Source organism: Spongiibacter nanhainus (assembly GCF_016132545.1).
Classification (GTDB): Bacteria; Pseudomonadota; Gammaproteobacteria; order Pseudomonadales; family Spongiibacteraceae; genus Spongiibacter; species Spongiibacter nanhainus.
Window position 1 is genome coordinate 1,736,231 of record NZ_CP066167.1, and the last position, 16,326, is coordinate 1,752,556.

The following is a 16,326-nucleotide window of genomic DNA, read 5'->3' on the forward strand; positions in this document are numbered from 1 at the left end:
GTTGTGACAGGAGACATGTTGTGAAAGGTCACGCCACATACCTGGATGTACAGTGCGGTAATCGCGACGAGCTGGTGCGCCAGCACGCCGATTTGGTCAAGCGTATTGCCTACCATTTGATCGCGCGCCTGCCCGACAGTGTTGAAGTGGAAGACCTGGTGCAATCCGGCATGATCGGTTTACTGGAGGCGGCGAGTCATTACCGCTCGGATAAAGGGGCGAGCTTTGAGACCTACGCCGGTATTCGTATCCGCGGTGCAATGATTGATCAATTGCGACAAAACGGTTGGGCTCCGCGCTCGGTGTCTCGCCAGCTTCGGGAACTGGGTGCGGCCATTGCTCGGGTAGAAGGTCGCTTTGGTAGAGAGGCCAGCCCCCGGGAAGTGGCGGATGAGCTGGGTGTCAGTGTCGATGAGTATCATCGCCTGCTGATGGATGCCAGCACCGTGCAGGTGGGCAGCCTGGATCACTTCGGTGAGAGTGGCAATGAGACCCTGGAAATCAGCGATGATGACGGCCCGACTCCTTTGGAGGAGGTCACCGACGCTGGCTTCCAGAAGGACCTGGCGCAACAGATTGACGATCTGCCAGAGCGAGAAAAACTGGTGATGGCCCTTTATTACGATAACGGCCTAAACCTGAAGGAAATAGGCGAGGTGCTGGAGGTCAGTGAATCCAGGGTCTGCCAGATTCACAGTCAGGCAATTGTGCGGCTAAAAAGCCGTTTACAGGGCTGGCTAGCTGCCTAAACGGCTGGCCGACCTTAAGTGAGAGAGTGCGTGCATTATGAACATTGACTATATCGAGGTGCTGGATCAACTGGCATTGTGGCTACAAAACGTGGACAGCCAAACTCTGCTGGGCGGCGTATTTTCACTGCTGGGGGCGACGGTGCTTTTGAGCATGGCGGTTCGCTATTTCCGCGCTCGCAAGCGAGATGCTAGTGCCAGTCAGCAGGCTTCACTCACCGGCGATGGCCTTTATGAGCCCAATCCCGCGGCGGCCAACGCCAAATCGGCTGCCAAGTCGAAAGACAGCTTGATAGGCAAGTCAAAGGCTAAGACCGCTGACAAGGTCACCCTGGACGGCGATGATAGCGCCCTGGCCGGCAGTGCGTCATCAGCCACCGAGCCCGGCGGCAGTTTGGAGCTGATTTTGCGGCAGCAGCGCCTGATCGATAGCCTAGCTGAACGGGTACAGGCTCTGGAGGGCTACCTGGAAATGATATCCAGCCGTCAACAGAAGTCTGAAGCGGGGCACCGGGACCGCCTGTATTATCAGGATGCGATTCGGGCCGCAAAATCCGGTGCCAATGCTGAGGAACTGGCAGAGCAATTCAATCTGCCGGCGGCGGAAGCTAATCTGATTATCTCTTTGTCCGGGCGCCAAGCACGAGCCGCTTAGGGAGCCTGGCCAACGCCGTAATACAATCGCACTGTGGGGGCGATACCCGCTCCCGCAATGCCCGTTCCCGCAATACTTAGAACGTCCTCCTTACTCTTCCCTCGGCTGTTCTCTTGGGCCTGCGCCCGCTGCCTCTAACCTTGCTTCTCTGCCTTCCACCGTGCGCCCCCTGCCGTCTAGTGCGGCTCTTCCTGTCGAACTGCCCATTATTGGCTACACTCATAGAGATACAAGGCACTGGACACACAACTGTCGTTTTCGCCCGGTAGTGTCTAGCCTGTTGTGAATTTAAGCGGTGTGGGTGTAAGTGCTGCCGATTTAAGAAGGAATACCGCGATGGTCAGCCTGGTCGGATCCCCGCAATTTTCGATTGGGCATGCGAATTTTCCCTGGGCTAACTTGTCCCAACACCAGCAGCCAACTTACTACCCGGCATGACCGCCAGTATTGAAAGCCAGCAATAAAAGTAAGGTGAGGCCCTAATGAGTGCACAAACCGCGACCCGTCAACAGCTGATCAAGCGTATCCAGCGAGTCGGAGAGCAGCAGCTGCCACCCGAGACCTATTCCGGGTTTCTACAATTTGCCGAGCAGGTCCTGCATGTCCACCCGGATGACGATCAACTGGATTGGCAGCCGGAGTCAAATTTTGGTGTGTTGTTCGGTCTGTACCGTTTCGCCAGTTCTCGGCCCCAAAGTAAACCGCTGCTAAAAGTCTTTAACCCATCGGCAGAAGAGGATGGGTGGTCCAGTAAGCATACGGTTATTTACTATTGCCAGGACGACATGCCGTTTTTGGTGGACTCGCTGCGGATGGCGCTCAACCGCTTGGGGATGGGCATCCAGCTTTTTGAGAGTTCGGTAATTAGCTTAAGCCGGGATAATAACGGCGATTTTAATCATGGCTCTCTGGCGGAGAGCAATCAGCGCGAGAGTGTGGGTTACATCCTCATCGACCACAGCAGTGAAGACGCGCAACTGCGCAGTATTCACAATGCCTTGACTGCCGCGATGGCAGACGTGGCCCTGGTGGTGGGCAGCTTTGAACCGATGTTGCAACGGGTGGATAACTGTATTGCCGAGCTGGAGCAACAAAATGCACCCAACGATGATGAGCTGGCGTTTTTGCGCTGGCTACGGGACGGTAACTTTACATTTTTGGGGATGGCGGAATTCAGGCTCTCGGGGCGTGCGGGCCAGGAAAGTATCAGTGAGCAAGAGAACCAACGCCTGGGTTTGATGACCCGTCGCGATGCCTTGCCCACCATCCGTTTGAAGGACTTGGGAGAGGGCTTCGAAGCCTTTTACCGGCAGGATCACGCCTTGGCTTTTACCAAATCCTCTCAACGCGCTACTGTCCATCGCAGTGTGTATGCCGACTATGTGATCGTCAAACGTTTCGATCAAAAGGGGCGGGCAGTGGGGGAAACCCGTATTCTCGGTCTCTATACCTCCGGTCTGTACTTTCAAAGCATCGATCAAATTCCATTGCTCCGCAGCAAGGCACAATGGCTGTGCCAGCATTCCCAGCTGGATAATGCCAGCCACAACGGCAAAACCTTCCGGGCCATAATTCAGGGGCACCCCCGGGACGAATTGCTGCAGGCGAGTAATGAAAACCTGTTGGAGACCGCGCTTGGCATTTGGAAGATTTACGAGCGCCGAGCCGTACGCCTGTTTGCCCGGGTCGATCACTTTGAAAAGTTTGTCAGTTTTATTGTTTACCTGCCTAGAGAGGCGGTTAACGCGGAGACAGAAATTCACGATCTGTTGGCCCAGGCAATGGGAACGCAGGACGGTGAACGCTCCACGCAATTTATGTCGGAGTCAGTGCTGGCGCGCCTGCATTTTATTTTTAGAATCGCCGATCGCAACACCCCGCAATTTGATGTCGCCGCCCTGGAGCACGACATCCGCGAGCTCACTCGGGATTGGTCAGCGCGTTTTTACGACCTGTGTTTAGAGCGCCTGGGTGACGAGCGTGGACGACTGATCGGGCACCGATTCTGGAAGGCCTTTCCCGCCGCCTATCGGGACCGCTTTTCACCACTAATGGCGGTGAATGATTTGGAGCTGTGTATGCAGCTCAAAGACCGCCACGACATCAGCATTAGCCTGTTTAGGGAGCTGGGGGCCGAGCCCAACACTCTGCGTCTTAAATTGTGTCATCGGGAAGAATCGCTACAGCTCTCGGATATTATGCCCCTGCTGGAGAATCTCGGCTCCCGGGTTTTGGTGGAGCATCCCTATCAAATTCGCCCGGTGGGGGAGAGCGATGTCTGGATGCACGACTTCAGCCTGGAGCACGACCTTGGCAATGGTGTGCCCCTGAACCTGGATACTGTGCGCGACAGCTATCAGGAGGCACTGCGAGCCATATGGCGAGGCCAGGCTGAAAACGATGTCTTTAACCGTTTGGTATTTGGGGCGCGGCTGGATTGGCGAACGGTTGCACTTATTCGCGCCTATGCACGATACCTGAAGCAGCTGGGCTCGCCCTTTAGCCTGGACTTTGTCGCCACAGTATTGGCCGGCCATGTCAGCATCTGCCGGGATCTGGTGGCCTTGTTTCGCTGCCTTTTCGATCCCCGGCGCCGCGAAAAACACAGCTCCGAAGACCGTATTGCCAAAATTCGTCGACGCATCATCGGGGCACTGGACAAGGTCGCCAACCTCAATGAAGACCAGGTCCTGCGCCAATATATGCAGGTGATAGAGGCCACCTTGCGGACCAATTTCTTCCAGACTGACGAGAACGGCGAATATCGGGACTGCATTGCCCTCAAGATCAATACCAGCCAATTGGAGTTCGCTCCCCAGCCACGTCCGGAGTTTGAGGTCTATGTTTTCTCACCACGGGTGGAAGGGGTGCATCTGCGCGGCGGCAAAGTAGCCCGGGGCGGCATTCGTTGGTCTGATCGCCTGGAGGATTTCCGTACTGAAATTCTGGGCCTTGTGAAGGCTCAACAGGTCAAAAACGCGGTGATTGTGCCAACCGGGGCCAAGGGGGGCTTTGTCGCTCGGCGGGCTCCGCTAATGGGCAGTCGAGAACAGCTTCAGGAGGAGGGCGTCGCCTGCTATCGTCTGTTTATCGGCAGTCTGCTGGATATTACTGACAATCGCGTCGGCGAGGGAGTCGAACGGCCTCAAGGGGTGGTGTGTCGCGATGAAGAGGACCCCTACCTGGTGGTGGCCGCTGACAAAGGCACGGCCAGTTTTTCTGATATCGCCAACGAGATTTCCCTACAGCACAATTTCTGGTTGGGTGACGCCTTCGCTTCAGGTGGCAGCAATGGATACGACCACAAGGCCATGGGGATTACCGCCCGGGGCGCTTGGGTAGCTGTGCAGCGCCACTTCAGGGAGCTGGGTAAGGATATTCAGTCGGAAGAGTTCACAGCCCTTGGTATTGGCGATATGGGCGGCGATGTGTTTGGAAATGGGATGCTATTGTCCAAGCATACCCGCTTGGTAGCGGCTTTTAACCATCTGCATATCTTTATTGACCCGGAGCCTGATGCCGAGGCTTCCTGGGCTGAGCGGAAGCGGCTTTTTGATCTGCCCGGGTCTTCCTGGGCGGATTACAACAGCGAGCTGATCTCCAAGGGAGGTGGGGTATTTGAACGCAGCGCCAAGCAGATCAACCTGTCTGCGCAAATGCGCAAGTTGCTCGATTGTAAAGACAAGGCCCTATCCCCAGACGCGCTGATCAAACGTTTGATGCAGGCGCCGGTGGATTTGATCTGGAATGGCGGCATTGGCACCTATGTGAAATCCAGTACGGAGAGTCATGCCGACGTAGGAGATCGCGCCAACGATGGGGTGCGGGTTAATGGTCGTGATCTGCGCTGTAAAGTCTTTGGTGAAGGCGGCAACCTTGGACTAACCCAGCTGGGCAGGATGGAGTACTGCCGGGAAGGCGGGATCTGCAATACCGATTTTATCGACAATGCCGCCGGAGTGGATTGTTCGGACCACGAGGTCAACATCAAAATACTCCTCAATGCCAAAGTGGAATCCGAGGACCTGACGGCCAAGCAGCGCAACCAGTTGCTGTCAAAAATGACTGATGATGTCGCCGACCTTGTATTGGAGAACAACTACCGACAGACCCTGGCCATCAGCCTGGCGGAAAACCGGCGGGCCAAGCACCACCACGACTATCTGCGCTTTCTTGAGCATCTGGAAGAAACTGGCCGGCTCCATCGCGACCTGGAGTTTCTACCGGATAACGAAACGATTAAAGACTACTATGGTGAAGGCAAAGCCTGGACCCGTCCCGAATTGTCGGTGATGGTGTCTTACGCCAAGGTCGAGCTCAAAGAGCAGTTACTCAGCGAGGAAATCGTTGGCGACGATTGGATTGCCAGACGGGTATTCAGCGCCTTTCCTGCTCGTTTGCAGAAAAAATACGGCCAGGATATCAGCCATCACCGGCTACAGAGAGAGATCATTGCGACCCAACTGGCGAATGAAATGGTCAACCTGATGGGGTTTAGCTATAGCCTGCGGCAATCTATTTCAGTAGGAGCCCGTCCGCCCCAAACCGCCATGGCCTTTGTCACGGTGATGGAATTATTTGAGCTGGGTGAATTGTGGCAGCAGGTAGAGGCGCTGGACTACGCTGTGCCCACCGAACTCCAGTACGAACTGTTTCACCAGATTATGCGTCTGGGACGGCGAGGATCCCGCTGGTTCCTGCGCAATAAACACGAGGTGGCCCCACAGCACACCATTGAGCTAATGAAAAAAGATTTCCAGCGGCTGATGCCGGACATACCGGATATGCAGGGACAGAGCTGGTCAACAATGTGGCAGCAGCGCCGCCAAAACTGGATCGAGCAGGGTGTACCCGAGGCGCTGGCGGGGCGTATCGCCGCTTTTGATGCATTTTATCTACTGCCTGGGGGCGTCGATGCCGCCTTGACTACCGACGTAGATGCCCATGCCATGATGAGCCTGCAGTTTGATCTGGTTGAACTTTTGTCCCTGGACTGGATGTTTCAGCGACTTATCGATTGGCAACCGGATAGTCGTTGGCAGGACCTGGCACGGGAATCCTACGTGGACAATATCGAGGTTTTACTGCGCTCCCTGGCAGTGGGCCTAAGCCAGCACATGGAGGGGGATAGCATGAATGTGCTGGCGTCCTGGCAATCGGGCTACACGACGCGGATTGATCGCTATCTAGGTATGATCAATGCACTGCGGGCGTCGGCGACCCAGGATTTGTCCGTTTTTACTGTGATAGTTCGGGAACTGCAGGACCTTGTGGATGCCTCGCTATCGGGCTTAGCACAAAGCGGTTAATTCAGAGTAGGGCGTCAGCTGGGATAGATCACAGGTGGCAATGGAGGTGTGTCAGCGCAAGGGATGCATTAGACTTGGGGGATACTGATAAGCCCAAGGAGACACCATGCCACTTGATCCCCAAACTGCGGACTTTTTGCAGATGCTCGCCGATGCTGGCGCCAAGCCCTTCAGTGATTTGCCACCCTCGGAGTCGCGAAGAGCGTTCTCTACACTCATTTCCATGTTGCCGCCTTCCCAGGCGCAACTGGCCAATGTCGAGGATCGACGCGTACCCGGACCCGCTGGGGATATCCCAATACGTATCTACACGCCGAAGGGAGAAGGCCCCTTTGGCGTATTGGTGTATGTCCACGGCGGTGGTTTTGTGATTGGATCAGTCGAGGATTACGATCCGACTTGTCGCGAGGTCTGTGCTGGTGCCGGCTGTATCGTGGTGTCGGTAGAGTACCGCTTGGCCCCTGAGCACCCCTTTCCCGCAGCCCCCGAGGATGCCTTTGCGGCGCTGAATTGGGTAGCTAAAAACGCGAGCAGTTTTGGCGGTGACCCCGGTCGTTTGGTGGTTGGTGGCGACAGCGCTGGCGGAAATTTGGCAGCGGTCATGGCGCAGCGGGCGCGTAATGCCGGGGGCCCTGAATTGCGAGGGCAAATGCTGATCTATCCGGTGACCAATGTCGGTGAAGAGACCGATTCGCTGCGGGACAATGCAGAGGGCTACCTGCTGACTCGCGCGGACATGGACTACTTCGCCGGGCACTATGTGACTGATGAAGCTGCTCTGGAGAACCCCGATCTCTGCCCAGCGCGAGCCGATAGCCTGGCTGGCTTACCGCCGGCCTGGGTTGCCACCTGTGAGTTCGACCCCTTGCGAGACGATGGCGAAGCCTATGCGCAAGCCTTGCAAAAGGCCGGAGTCGAAGTGCATTCAAAACGCTATGATGGCGCGATACACGGCAGCTGGAATTTCTTCAGCAGTTTGGAGCTGGGCCGTCAATTGATGGACGATGCCATCGACTGGTTAAAAACACGGCTGAGTTAATACTTTTGTATCCCGCATAAAAATTCTGATGCATACCCGGCAACGTTGAGCCCCTTTCCCTCATCGCTGTTATTGCCCTCAGATACCCGAGCCGCCTAATTGCAGGAAAGGCGGCTCTCGGGCAAGCTGCTTATGCCAGTGCTAGCCAAAATCCATGCTGGGATAGTGTGACCCCGTTATAGTCGAGACATGCGGTGAAAAAAACAGATAAAAAATTAGACAATGCACTGAGACAGGCCCTGATTGATGTTTGCGAAGAGCTGCTGCGTTGGAATGATGGCTTCCAGTGGCTAACCCACTTTGCCAACTATCAGAATTTCCCCACGTCCTTGTCGGTCGTCTGTGTATACGATACCAATGCGAATTTACACGCTGCCGATACTGAGGCAGTGCGGTCAAAAGTGGGTGAAAAACTCGCCGCAATAAACATCACTATTCAACAGATTCAACGCCACGTCAGTTTTGATACGGAAGAGAATTGCGAGCGTGACAGCGGAGGGAGCTGGAAGCAGCGATTCGCCAGAGTATCCAAGCACTGATTTTCCAGGCCCTAATCTTCCAGGCCCTGATCTTTCAGGCCTTGCGCAAATACGACACCCTCATCCCATACGCACTGCCTCAGCAGAATACGGCCCTTCCTTTATACGACTCTCCAGGCAGCCTTCGAACCAGGCTACACCTTTTGGTCGTACTTCCTTTACTTTACGTGCCATATCTTGCTTGTGTTTCCCATCCTTCCAGCTCCGTTACTCCTCGCGCAATAATCAATTGACAAGCTAACCAATTAAGCGGTGGCCTCGGTCGTAGTAACTGACTACCATGATGTTTAACACTGCAATTTTGCGGTCCCTTAATCAGTGAGCCCGCAATCGGGGAGAGCTTCTCATGCAACTCGTCAGTACACTGTTCCGTCAGCTTGTTTTAGTACTTCCCTTTATCGCTTTGTGGGTGTCAGCGTGCGCGCGGGCGGAATCCCACCTAGAGGTGGTGGTCGAAGGCTTGAACCAACCTTGGGGCGTCGCATTTTTAGATAAGGACCGCATTTTAATCAGCGAGAAATCGGGCAACCTGCGCCTTTGGCAAGGGGGAACGCTGAGCCCACCACTGTCCGGTATGCCCGATGTGGACGCTCGCGGCCAGGGTGGATTGTTGGATCTGGCCTATCGTGACGGCTGGGTGTATTTCAGTTATGCCGAGCCCGGTCCATCTGTAGGACGGAACTCCACCGCGGTGGCGAGAGGGCGCTTGGAGGGTAACTCACTGGTCGATGTGGCAGTGATTTTCCGTCAATTGCCCCGTTATCCCTCGCGCGGACATTTTGGCTCCCGCTTGGCCTTCTCCCCGCAAGGACATTTATTTATCACTCTTGGTGACCGGCAGACGGCTCGAGACGATGCCCAGACCCTGGATAACCATCATGGGAAGGTGATTCGCATCTGGCCCGATGGCAGTATCCCGGAAGATAATCCCTACGCGGCTTCGCAAGGGGGTAAAGCGCTGCCGGAAATATGGTCCTATGGACACCGCAATGTGCAGGGGGCGGCTATCCACCCCGATACCGGAGAGTTATGGACTCATGAACACGGCCCCAGGGGTGGCGACGAGGTGAATATTACTCGTGCAGGTGTCAATTACGGATGGCCGGTGATCACCTATGGTGAAGAGTATCGGGGCGGCAAGATTGGAGTTGGAACGCATAAAGCCGGTATGGCTCAGCCCCTGCACTATTGGGTCCCCTCTATCGCTCCCTCTGGCATGGCGTTTTCCACTAGCGGGCGCTATCCGCAATGGCAGGGCGATGTGTTTGTGGGCTCTTTGAAGTTCCAACAATTGGTGAGGCTGGACGTAGAAAACGGCAAGATTGTCGGTGAGGAGCGACTGTTTGAAGAGAGTCTTGGCCAGCGGGTGCGGGATGTGGTCCAAGGGCCTGACGGACTGCTGTACATACTCACCGATGACAGCCGAGGTCGGCTACTTCGTGTACAACCCTAAACCAGAGGATATTGCGATGGGCAAGGCGAGGGAAAAACTGCATGTCTGGCAGGGGGATATCACGACTCTGGCCGTGGATGCCATCGTCAACGCCGCTAATGAGAGTTTGCTGGGCGGTGGCGGGGTGGATGGCGCCATCCACCGAGCGGCGGGCCCCCAATTGCTAGAGTACTGTCGTGGTTTGGGCGGGTGCCCGACCGGCGATGCCAAGTTGACGCCGGGGTATAGGTTGCCCGCCCGTTATGTGATCCATACCGTGGGCCCGGTGTGGCGTGGCGGTGAACACAACGAGCCAAATTTGCTGGCCTCTTGCTATCGGCGTTGTATAGAGATTGCCGCAGCACAGGGGATGAAAAGCCTGGCCTTTCCCGCGATCAGTTGTGGTGTTTATGCCTACCCGCCCGAGTTGGCCACCCAACTGGCCGTGTCGACATTGGAAAAAGCGCTGATTGAACCTGCCGCACAGAGCATTGAGGCCGTCACGCTGGTGGGCTTTGATAAACGCATGAAGGACCACTGGCTTGCGGCGCTGGCCTAGCAGCGGGCCGGCGATTACCCCCGGGGGCGGTCGATAACCGCGAGAATACTGTCCTCGGTCTGGGGGCCGGTTAACACTTCAACCACCTCACCCTGAGGGCTGACAATAAAGGTGGTTGGCAGCACCCGTGGCCGGCTTTGCCCAAGGCGTTCAGCAGGGTCTTCCGCCAGGGTGTCAAACTCTACCCCCAGCTCAGTTTCGTCGGCGGCCAGGGCATCGCCCTGTAAACCATCGTAATTGACTCCCAGAACGATGACATCGTCGCGGCTGCGGTTGAGCTGGTTGAGGGCGGGAATTTCTTCTCGGCACGGGCCACACCAGCTGGCCCAATAGTTGATAACCTGCCAGGTTTTGCCGTCCACAGATTCGCTGTCTGCTTGGCAGCCGGCGAGCAGTGCTGCCAGAGTGGCAAGCAGGGCTGTGTTGAACAAACGACGGAATGCAGGCATCGAGTAACTCCTGTGATTTGTGACTGTGTCTGTGCGCCCAAGGCCAGGGCGGGCTGTGTATAATGCCGACAGATTTTAGCTGATTGTCCAAGGATTCACAGGATTACCATGTCTGACTACACCATCTACCACAATCCGCGTTGTTCAAAGTCCCGACAGACTTTGCAATTACTGGAGGAAAACGGCATTGAAGCGGAGGTGATTCGCTACCTGGAGACGCCGCCGGATGCGGCCACCCTGGCCGAATTGCTTGAAAAGCTGGGCCTCGAGCCGCGTCAGTTGCTGCGCAAAGGTGAGGCAGAGTACAAGGAGCTGGGGCTGGCCGACAGCAGTTTGAGTGACGACGACCTCATCAAGGCGATGGTGGCGGCCCCCAAACTGATTGAGCGGCCCATTGTAGTTAAAGGTGCGCGGGCGGTGCTCGGACGGCCGCCGGAAAACGTATTGGAGCTGATAGCATCGTGAGTGACGAGCCTTTTGTCTTGATCCTGTATTACAGCCGCAATGGCGCGACGCGCCGCTTGGCGGAGGCTGTGGCCCGGGGTGTCGCGCTGAGCGGTCTGGAGGCCAGGGTGCGCACCGTACCAGCGGTTTCCAGCCACTGTGAGGCCACTGAGCCTGCCATCCCGGACGAGGGCCACCTCTATGCCGAAGATGCCGACCTGCGGGGTTGCTCCGGGCTGGTGATGGGCAGCCCAACTCGCTTTGGCAACATGGCTGCACCGCTCAAGTATTTTATCGACGGCAGTGCCGGGCTGTGGATGACTGGGGCCATGATCGGTAAGCCGGCTGCCGTGTTTACCTCCAGTGCCAGCCTTCACGGCGGCCAGGAAACGACGTTGCTTACCATGATGTTGCCCCTGCTTCATCACGGCATGGTGATCGCCGGACTTCCTTACAGTGAGGCGGCGCTCAATTCCACTACCACGGGTGGAACGCCTTACGGCGCCTCCCACGTTTCGGGCCAACAGGGCCGTGATGTAGATGAGACCGAGCTCGCCCTGGCCAAGGCCCTGGGCGAGCGGGTCGGGCGTTTAGCCAAAAAACTGGATCAAGCTGAATGAACGGCTTTGAAAAAAAAGCGCAAATTAGCGGCGCGGTAATGAAATTAAGCTATGTGTCGCTGATTGCGGCTCTAAGCCTGAGCACCTGGGTATGGGTGCAGGAAGGTCGGCAACCCAGTATTGCGATCTGGGTTATCCGGATTTTTCCGCTGGCAGTGTTTGCTTACAGTGTGTTTAAACATCAATTGAAGGGTTTGGCGTGGCTGTGCTTTGTGGCGCTGGGCTACTTTGTAATGGCGGTGACACAGAGCATGTCACCCCGGGCATTGATGATTAACCACGTTGAACTGGTGCTGGTGGTACTGCTATTTTGTAGCGCCACGCTGTTTATTCGCTGGCATGCCCGCTCCCTGCGACAATTGACGGAAACACAAGCGGACGCTGAATCGGCGACGGAATCAAACTAGAGTGACCAAGAGATTTTTCACATTATGAGTGAACAGCGAACACGGGGATTTTGGGGCCGCCTGGGCGCCTTTCTCGACGCCACCCGGCGTTGGACGCTAAATATTCTATTTTTGCTGGTGATCGGCAGCTTCTGTTTCACACTCTACACCCTGTTTCGTGTCGAAGCGCCGGAAGGTGGGGTGCTGGTGCTGGCCCCGGAAGGCACGGTTGTCGACCAATACACGGCGGTGGATACGGTCAGCCATATCAGTGGCAACCTCCCCTCAGAGACTCTGCTCAGCGACATGATCGAAGCCGTCGATTACGCCCGACAGGACTCCAATATCGAGATATTGCTCCTCAAGTTGGATAGGCTCAGTCACATCGGCCTTAGCAACACCCTGGAACTGGCCGACGCCATAGCGGCTTTTAGAGCGGCGGGCAAAACCGTGGTAGCCAGTTCTAACTACTACGATCAGGATCAGTACTTTTTGGCCAGCCAGGCCGATGAGATTTACGTCCACAACATGGGCGGTGTTTCACTGGAAGGTTTTGCGGTAGTGCGAAATTATTTTCGGCAGGCTATCGAAAAACTCAAGATTCGCTTTCATGTATTTAAGGTCGGCAGCTATAAATCGGCGGTGGAGCCGCTGATTCGGGACAATATGTCCGCCGAAGCCCAGGAGGCCAATCGGCAGTGGCTGGAAGAGCTGTGGGCGCTGTACAAAGACACGGTCATTGAGCGGCGCAAGATCACCGAAGCGCGATTCGATTATTTTGTTAATCACATCGACAAAGTACTGGCGAAACGCGACGGCGACTCGGCTCAGGCGGCACTGGATTTTGGCTTGGTAGACGGCATCGTTTCCCGCCCGGCTCTCAGTGATCGTATGGCTGAGCGGGTTGGACGGGACGCCGATGGTTACTTTAGACAAGTACATTTCTGGGATTACCTGCACTTTAAGCGGGGTATTAAACTGCCCACCAGCGATGCGCCGGTCGCTCTGATCGTGGCCAGTGGCCCGATAGTCGACGGCGATCATCCTCCCGGTACCATTGGCGGCGACAGTCTGGCCTGGCTGGTGCGTCAGGCGCGTATGGACGACACCATCAAAGCGGTGGTGCTGCGAATCAATAGTGGTGGCGGCTCGGTTATGGCTTCGGAAATCATCCGTGGTGAGTTGGAAGCATTGCAACAGGCGGGCAAGCCTCTGGTGGTGTCGATGGGCAGCACGGCTGCCTCAGGGGGCTACTGGATATCTGCTGGTGCCGATGAGATCTGGGCGACTCCGGCCACATTGACGGGCTCCATTGGTATCTTTGGCGCGTTTCCTACCTTTGAAAATGCCCTGGAGGCCTTAGGCGTGACCACCGACGGTGTGGGGACGACCGATGTCGCCGGTAAACTCCGTGCTGACCGGCCCCTTGATCCGGTTCACGAACGCAGCATCCAGGAAGGCCTTCACTATGGCTATCAGCGCTTCCTCAATATTGTTGCGGAAGGGCGAGGGAAACTACCTGAACAGGTGTCGGCCATTGCCGAAGGACGTGTTTGGAGCGGTGTGGATGCCAAACAAATCGGCCTTGTGGATCACTTGGGTACGCTTCAGCAAGCCATAGATTCGGCCGCCAAATTGGCGGGCCAGGAAGGTGCCGAAAGTCGTCTGCTGCGCCTGCCGCTGAGCCCCGAACAGGAACTGTTGCGACTGTTGTTTGGCTCTGGGTTGGTGCAGGCACTGCCAAGTTCCTGGGTGGGTCAGTTGCAAAGCTGGCTGACACCACTGGCCTCAGCCGAATGGGTATCAGACTTACTTCAGCTGCGTGACCCACGCGGTATGTTTGCCTTCTGTTTAATTTGCGCCGCGCCCTAGCGAAAGGGAAGCAGTGAAAAAAAGGGCGGTGGGGCCTCCACCGCCTCGGGTCACATTGATAACGATGTCGCCGCTTACGACTGTCGTTGGTCCAGCTCTCGCTACAGGGTTTTAAGGTACTCGATAATGGCCCGGCGTTCGTTGTCGGTCAGTACGGCGGTAAAATCGTGACCCTGGTTACCCTGGCTGTAGAGATGGGTATTGAAAACTTTGCGGTTTTCAATGGTCTCATTGTTCATATCCAGGGATTGCGGGCGGGGTAGGTTCCACGTAATGCCGATCTGCTCGTAGAGCAAGCCAAGTAGCGCTTGAATAGTAGAGGGCTGCTCTTCATCGATGGGGTTGCAGTCTAAAAAGGCTTGAGTACCCGGGTCACCACAGCCGAGTTCCTCATACTTCCATCCCAGTTTTTCCTGATCGTAGGCACGTTCGAAGTTGGTATCAAAGCCCATCACCACCTTGCCTTCCTGGTCGGGTCTGGCGGGCGTTGATACGCGCTTCCAGATATCCGGACGTTCACTGTCTGGGTCCAACACGCCCCAAATATTGGGTACCGCGCCATTGTGAAAATACGGCGCTGACGCCCAGATGCCCCACATCGGAGGAGCCAACAGAATGGGGGTGTTGTTCTCTGTTTCTACCGAGTTACCCAAACCGCACCAGTTAAAGTTTTGTCCTTCAATGGACGGCGGCAGGCTGCCGTCAAAACGGCGCATGGTTTGCATTGCGTCAGCGTATACCGGATCCGTTCGCACCACTTCCATCGGTACGGTGTAGGCGGCAAGGCCGGCAAGCTTGGGGTTTTCCAGGTAATCAGGGTCATTTGCATAACGGGGCGAGTAGGCACCGTGGCAGCTGGCGCAGGAGCCATTACCCTCGTCGGGACGGGGGGCGGGATTACTCAGGCCGTCTGCCCACAGATCTTTGGAATGAAACAGTACCGCTCCCGCTTCGGCGAGTTGGGTATCGATGGGGCCTGGGTACTGGGGAGATTCGAGGGTTTCTGTCCACACCTGGAAGGGCCCGGAGTGAGCATCATTCCATGCCAGGGCCTCTTCATCGTTGCCGGTAAGGCTCTGTGTCAGGTCGTAATAGGCCGCCAAATCAATCCGGGAGGCATCAGTGGGGAAAACCGCGCCATGGAATTTTTGCGAGCGGTACGCCATATTCCACCAGGGCGGGCTTTTAATGTTGCCGATGGCCTGGCTCAGCAGGATCTTTTCATTTAGCAACAATTCCGGATCGAGCCCGCTAAACAGCACGTAGGCCAGTTGGAAAAAGTCGATGGCGCCGGTACCGCGGTTCTCGGAAATGGTAATGGCCGAGATCGGATTAACCGCTCCGCCGCCGTCCTGGGCTTGATTCAGGTCAGAGCCCGAGACGGTAAAGTCGCCGATGCTTCCTGCGCCGCCCAGCATCGCGCCCAGACCTGGCGCGTCAATGTGGCCGGAGTGACAGGCTGCACAGACCTTGGTGCCAATCTCCCCAGTCCATGTGCCGTCGGGCTCTCGAATTTGTGTATAGATCACGGGCAGTTGTCCACTGCCGCCATCGGTGAGGTTAGGGTCCTCCCCAGGGAGAGGGTAGGGGTTTCGCCAGGGAGCCAGCGGGGCACCGTGGCGTTGAGCTACCAGCTCATCGAAATTGTCAGGGCGAGCTTCCAGGCCCCAAACCTGCCACAGGTTATTGTAGGCTTCGGCTGGGACCCCTTCGGGGCGTTCCTGGCCCCCGGCAAAGGAAACGGGGGTGCCGATCTCGCCATTACCGTAGGCGACAAACTCACCCAGCTCGGCCTGCTCACGCAACTCGCCACAGGTGGTCGGGCGGCTTACACCAATATCACAACTGCGCCAATGGGCGTTGAAGGCAACAGCCTTACCCTCGTTGACGCCCGGGACCAAGAGTTCTCTGGGATCCTGGGGTAGTGTGGCGTTATCGTCACGCCCTTTACAGTAGTTGGACCATACGCTGCCACCGCGCGGTGGCCCCAGCAGGGGATAATCCTGGGTGGTAGATACCTCGTCATTGTTCTGATTGGGATTGTCGCCGCCATTCGCCGCCGATGATGACGACGAGCCGCCGCAGGCAGTGAGAAGCAGGGCGAGAGAACAGGTGGCCACAGCTGTAGCGGGTAATATGCGAACTCCGCGCATCGTGTAATCTCCAAAAAATTATTAAAGTTATGATTGCGGAAAAAGTCTCGGTCTTTGCTTGAAACCCCGCTAGTAAGGTGGCGACATTCATTGTGTTTTCGCGCCCATCGCTGTGAAGGC

At 56.3% G+C, this 16,326-nt stretch carries 13 protein-coding genes; 11 read left to right on the forward strand and 2 right to left on the reverse strand.

The annotated features are described in order from the left end of the window. The first annotated feature begins 20 nt into the window (after positions 1-20). The 7 genes from I6N98_RS07865 to I6N98_RS07895 all read left to right on the forward strand — a co-directional run bounded on the left by I6N98_RS07865 (position 21) and on the right by I6N98_RS07895 (position 10,282). Positions 21-749 (forward strand): RNA polymerase sigma factor FliA, encoded by a 729-nt coding sequence (locus tag I6N98_RS07865; RefSeq protein ID WP_198571231.1) that lies wholly within the window; start codon positions 21-23, stop codon positions 747-749. 37 nt (positions 750-786) lie between these two features. Continuing rightward, positions 787-1,404, forward strand: coding sequence for a DUF2802 domain-containing protein (locus I6N98_RS07870; RefSeq protein ID WP_198571232.1), 618 nt, complete (start codon positions 787-789; stop codon positions 1,402-1,404). A 482-nt stretch (positions 1,405-1,886) separates the two neighbouring features. Next, entirely contained in the window at positions 1,887-6,713 is a 4,827-nt protein-coding gene (locus I6N98_RS07875) for an NAD-glutamate dehydrogenase (protein WP_198571233.1), read from the forward strand. Between the two features lie 106 nt (positions 6,714-6,819). Next, positions 6,820-7,752, forward strand: a complete 933-nt coding sequence (locus I6N98_RS07880) for an alpha/beta hydrolase (RefSeq protein WP_198571234.1) — start codon at positions 6,820-6,822, stop codon at positions 7,750-7,752. Between the two features lie 194 nt (positions 7,753-7,946). After that, complete coding sequence (locus tag I6N98_RS07885) at positions 7,947-8,291, forward strand: Fis family transcriptional regulator (RefSeq protein ID WP_198571235.1); 345 nt, start codon at positions 7,947-7,949, stop codon at positions 8,289-8,291. A gap of 346 nt (positions 8,292-8,637) precedes the next feature. Beyond that, positions 8,638-9,744 carry a PQQ-dependent sugar dehydrogenase gene (locus I6N98_RS07890; protein WP_198571236.1) on the forward strand — a complete coding sequence of 369 codons (1,107 nt, stop codon included), beginning with the start codon at positions 8,638-8,640 and terminating at the stop codon, positions 9,742-9,744. A gap of 16 nt (positions 9,745-9,760) precedes the next feature. Then, entirely contained in the window at positions 9,761-10,282 is a 522-nt protein-coding gene (locus I6N98_RS07895; protein ID WP_198571237.1) for an O-acetyl-ADP-ribose deacetylase, read from the forward strand. Positions 10,283-10,296: 14 nt separating this feature from the next. On the opposite strand, the gene I6N98_RS07900 is transcribed toward I6N98_RS07895, so the two are convergent. Continuing rightward, positions 10,297-10,731 (reverse strand): TlpA family protein disulfide reductase, encoded by a 435-nt coding sequence (locus tag I6N98_RS07900; RefSeq protein WP_198571238.1) that lies wholly within the window; start codon positions 10,729-10,731, stop codon positions 10,297-10,299. A gap of 108 nt (positions 10,732-10,839) precedes the next feature. On the opposite strand from I6N98_RS07900, the gene arsC reads away from it, so the two are divergent. From arsC to sppA, 4 genes are read left to right on the forward strand one after another with little or no spacing between them, the layout of a single operon-like run. Further along, positions 10,840-11,196, forward strand: coding sequence for an arsenate reductase (glutaredoxin) (arsC, locus tag I6N98_RS07905; RefSeq protein ID WP_198571239.1), 357 nt, complete (start codon positions 10,840-10,842; stop codon positions 11,194-11,196). Then, positions 11,193-11,795 (forward strand): NAD(P)H:quinone oxidoreductase, encoded by a 603-nt coding sequence (gene wrbA / locus I6N98_RS07910; protein ID WP_198571240.1) that lies wholly within the window; start codon positions 11,193-11,195, stop codon positions 11,793-11,795. Before arsC ends, wrbA begins: the two co-directional genes overlap by 4 nt. Then, positions 11,792-12,202 carry a DUF2069 domain-containing protein gene (locus I6N98_RS07915; RefSeq protein ID WP_198571241.1) on the forward strand — a complete coding sequence of 137 codons (411 nt, stop codon included), beginning with the start codon at positions 11,792-11,794 and terminating at the stop codon, positions 12,200-12,202. The genes wrbA and I6N98_RS07915 overlap by 4 nt, the downstream gene beginning before the upstream one ends. Before the next feature lie 24 nt (positions 12,203-12,226). Continuing rightward, entirely contained in the window at positions 12,227-14,053 is a 1,827-nt protein-coding gene (gene sppA, locus I6N98_RS07920) for a signal peptide peptidase SppA (protein WP_198571242.1), read from the forward strand. A gap of 101 nt (positions 14,054-14,154) precedes the next feature. On the opposite strand, the gene roxB is transcribed toward sppA, so the two are convergent. Then, positions 14,155-16,206, reverse strand: a complete 2,052-nt coding sequence (gene roxB, locus I6N98_RS07925) for a rubber dioxygenase RoxB (RefSeq protein ID WP_198571243.1) — start codon at positions 16,204-16,206, stop codon at positions 14,155-14,157. Between the last annotated feature and the right edge of the window lie 120 nt (positions 16,207-16,326).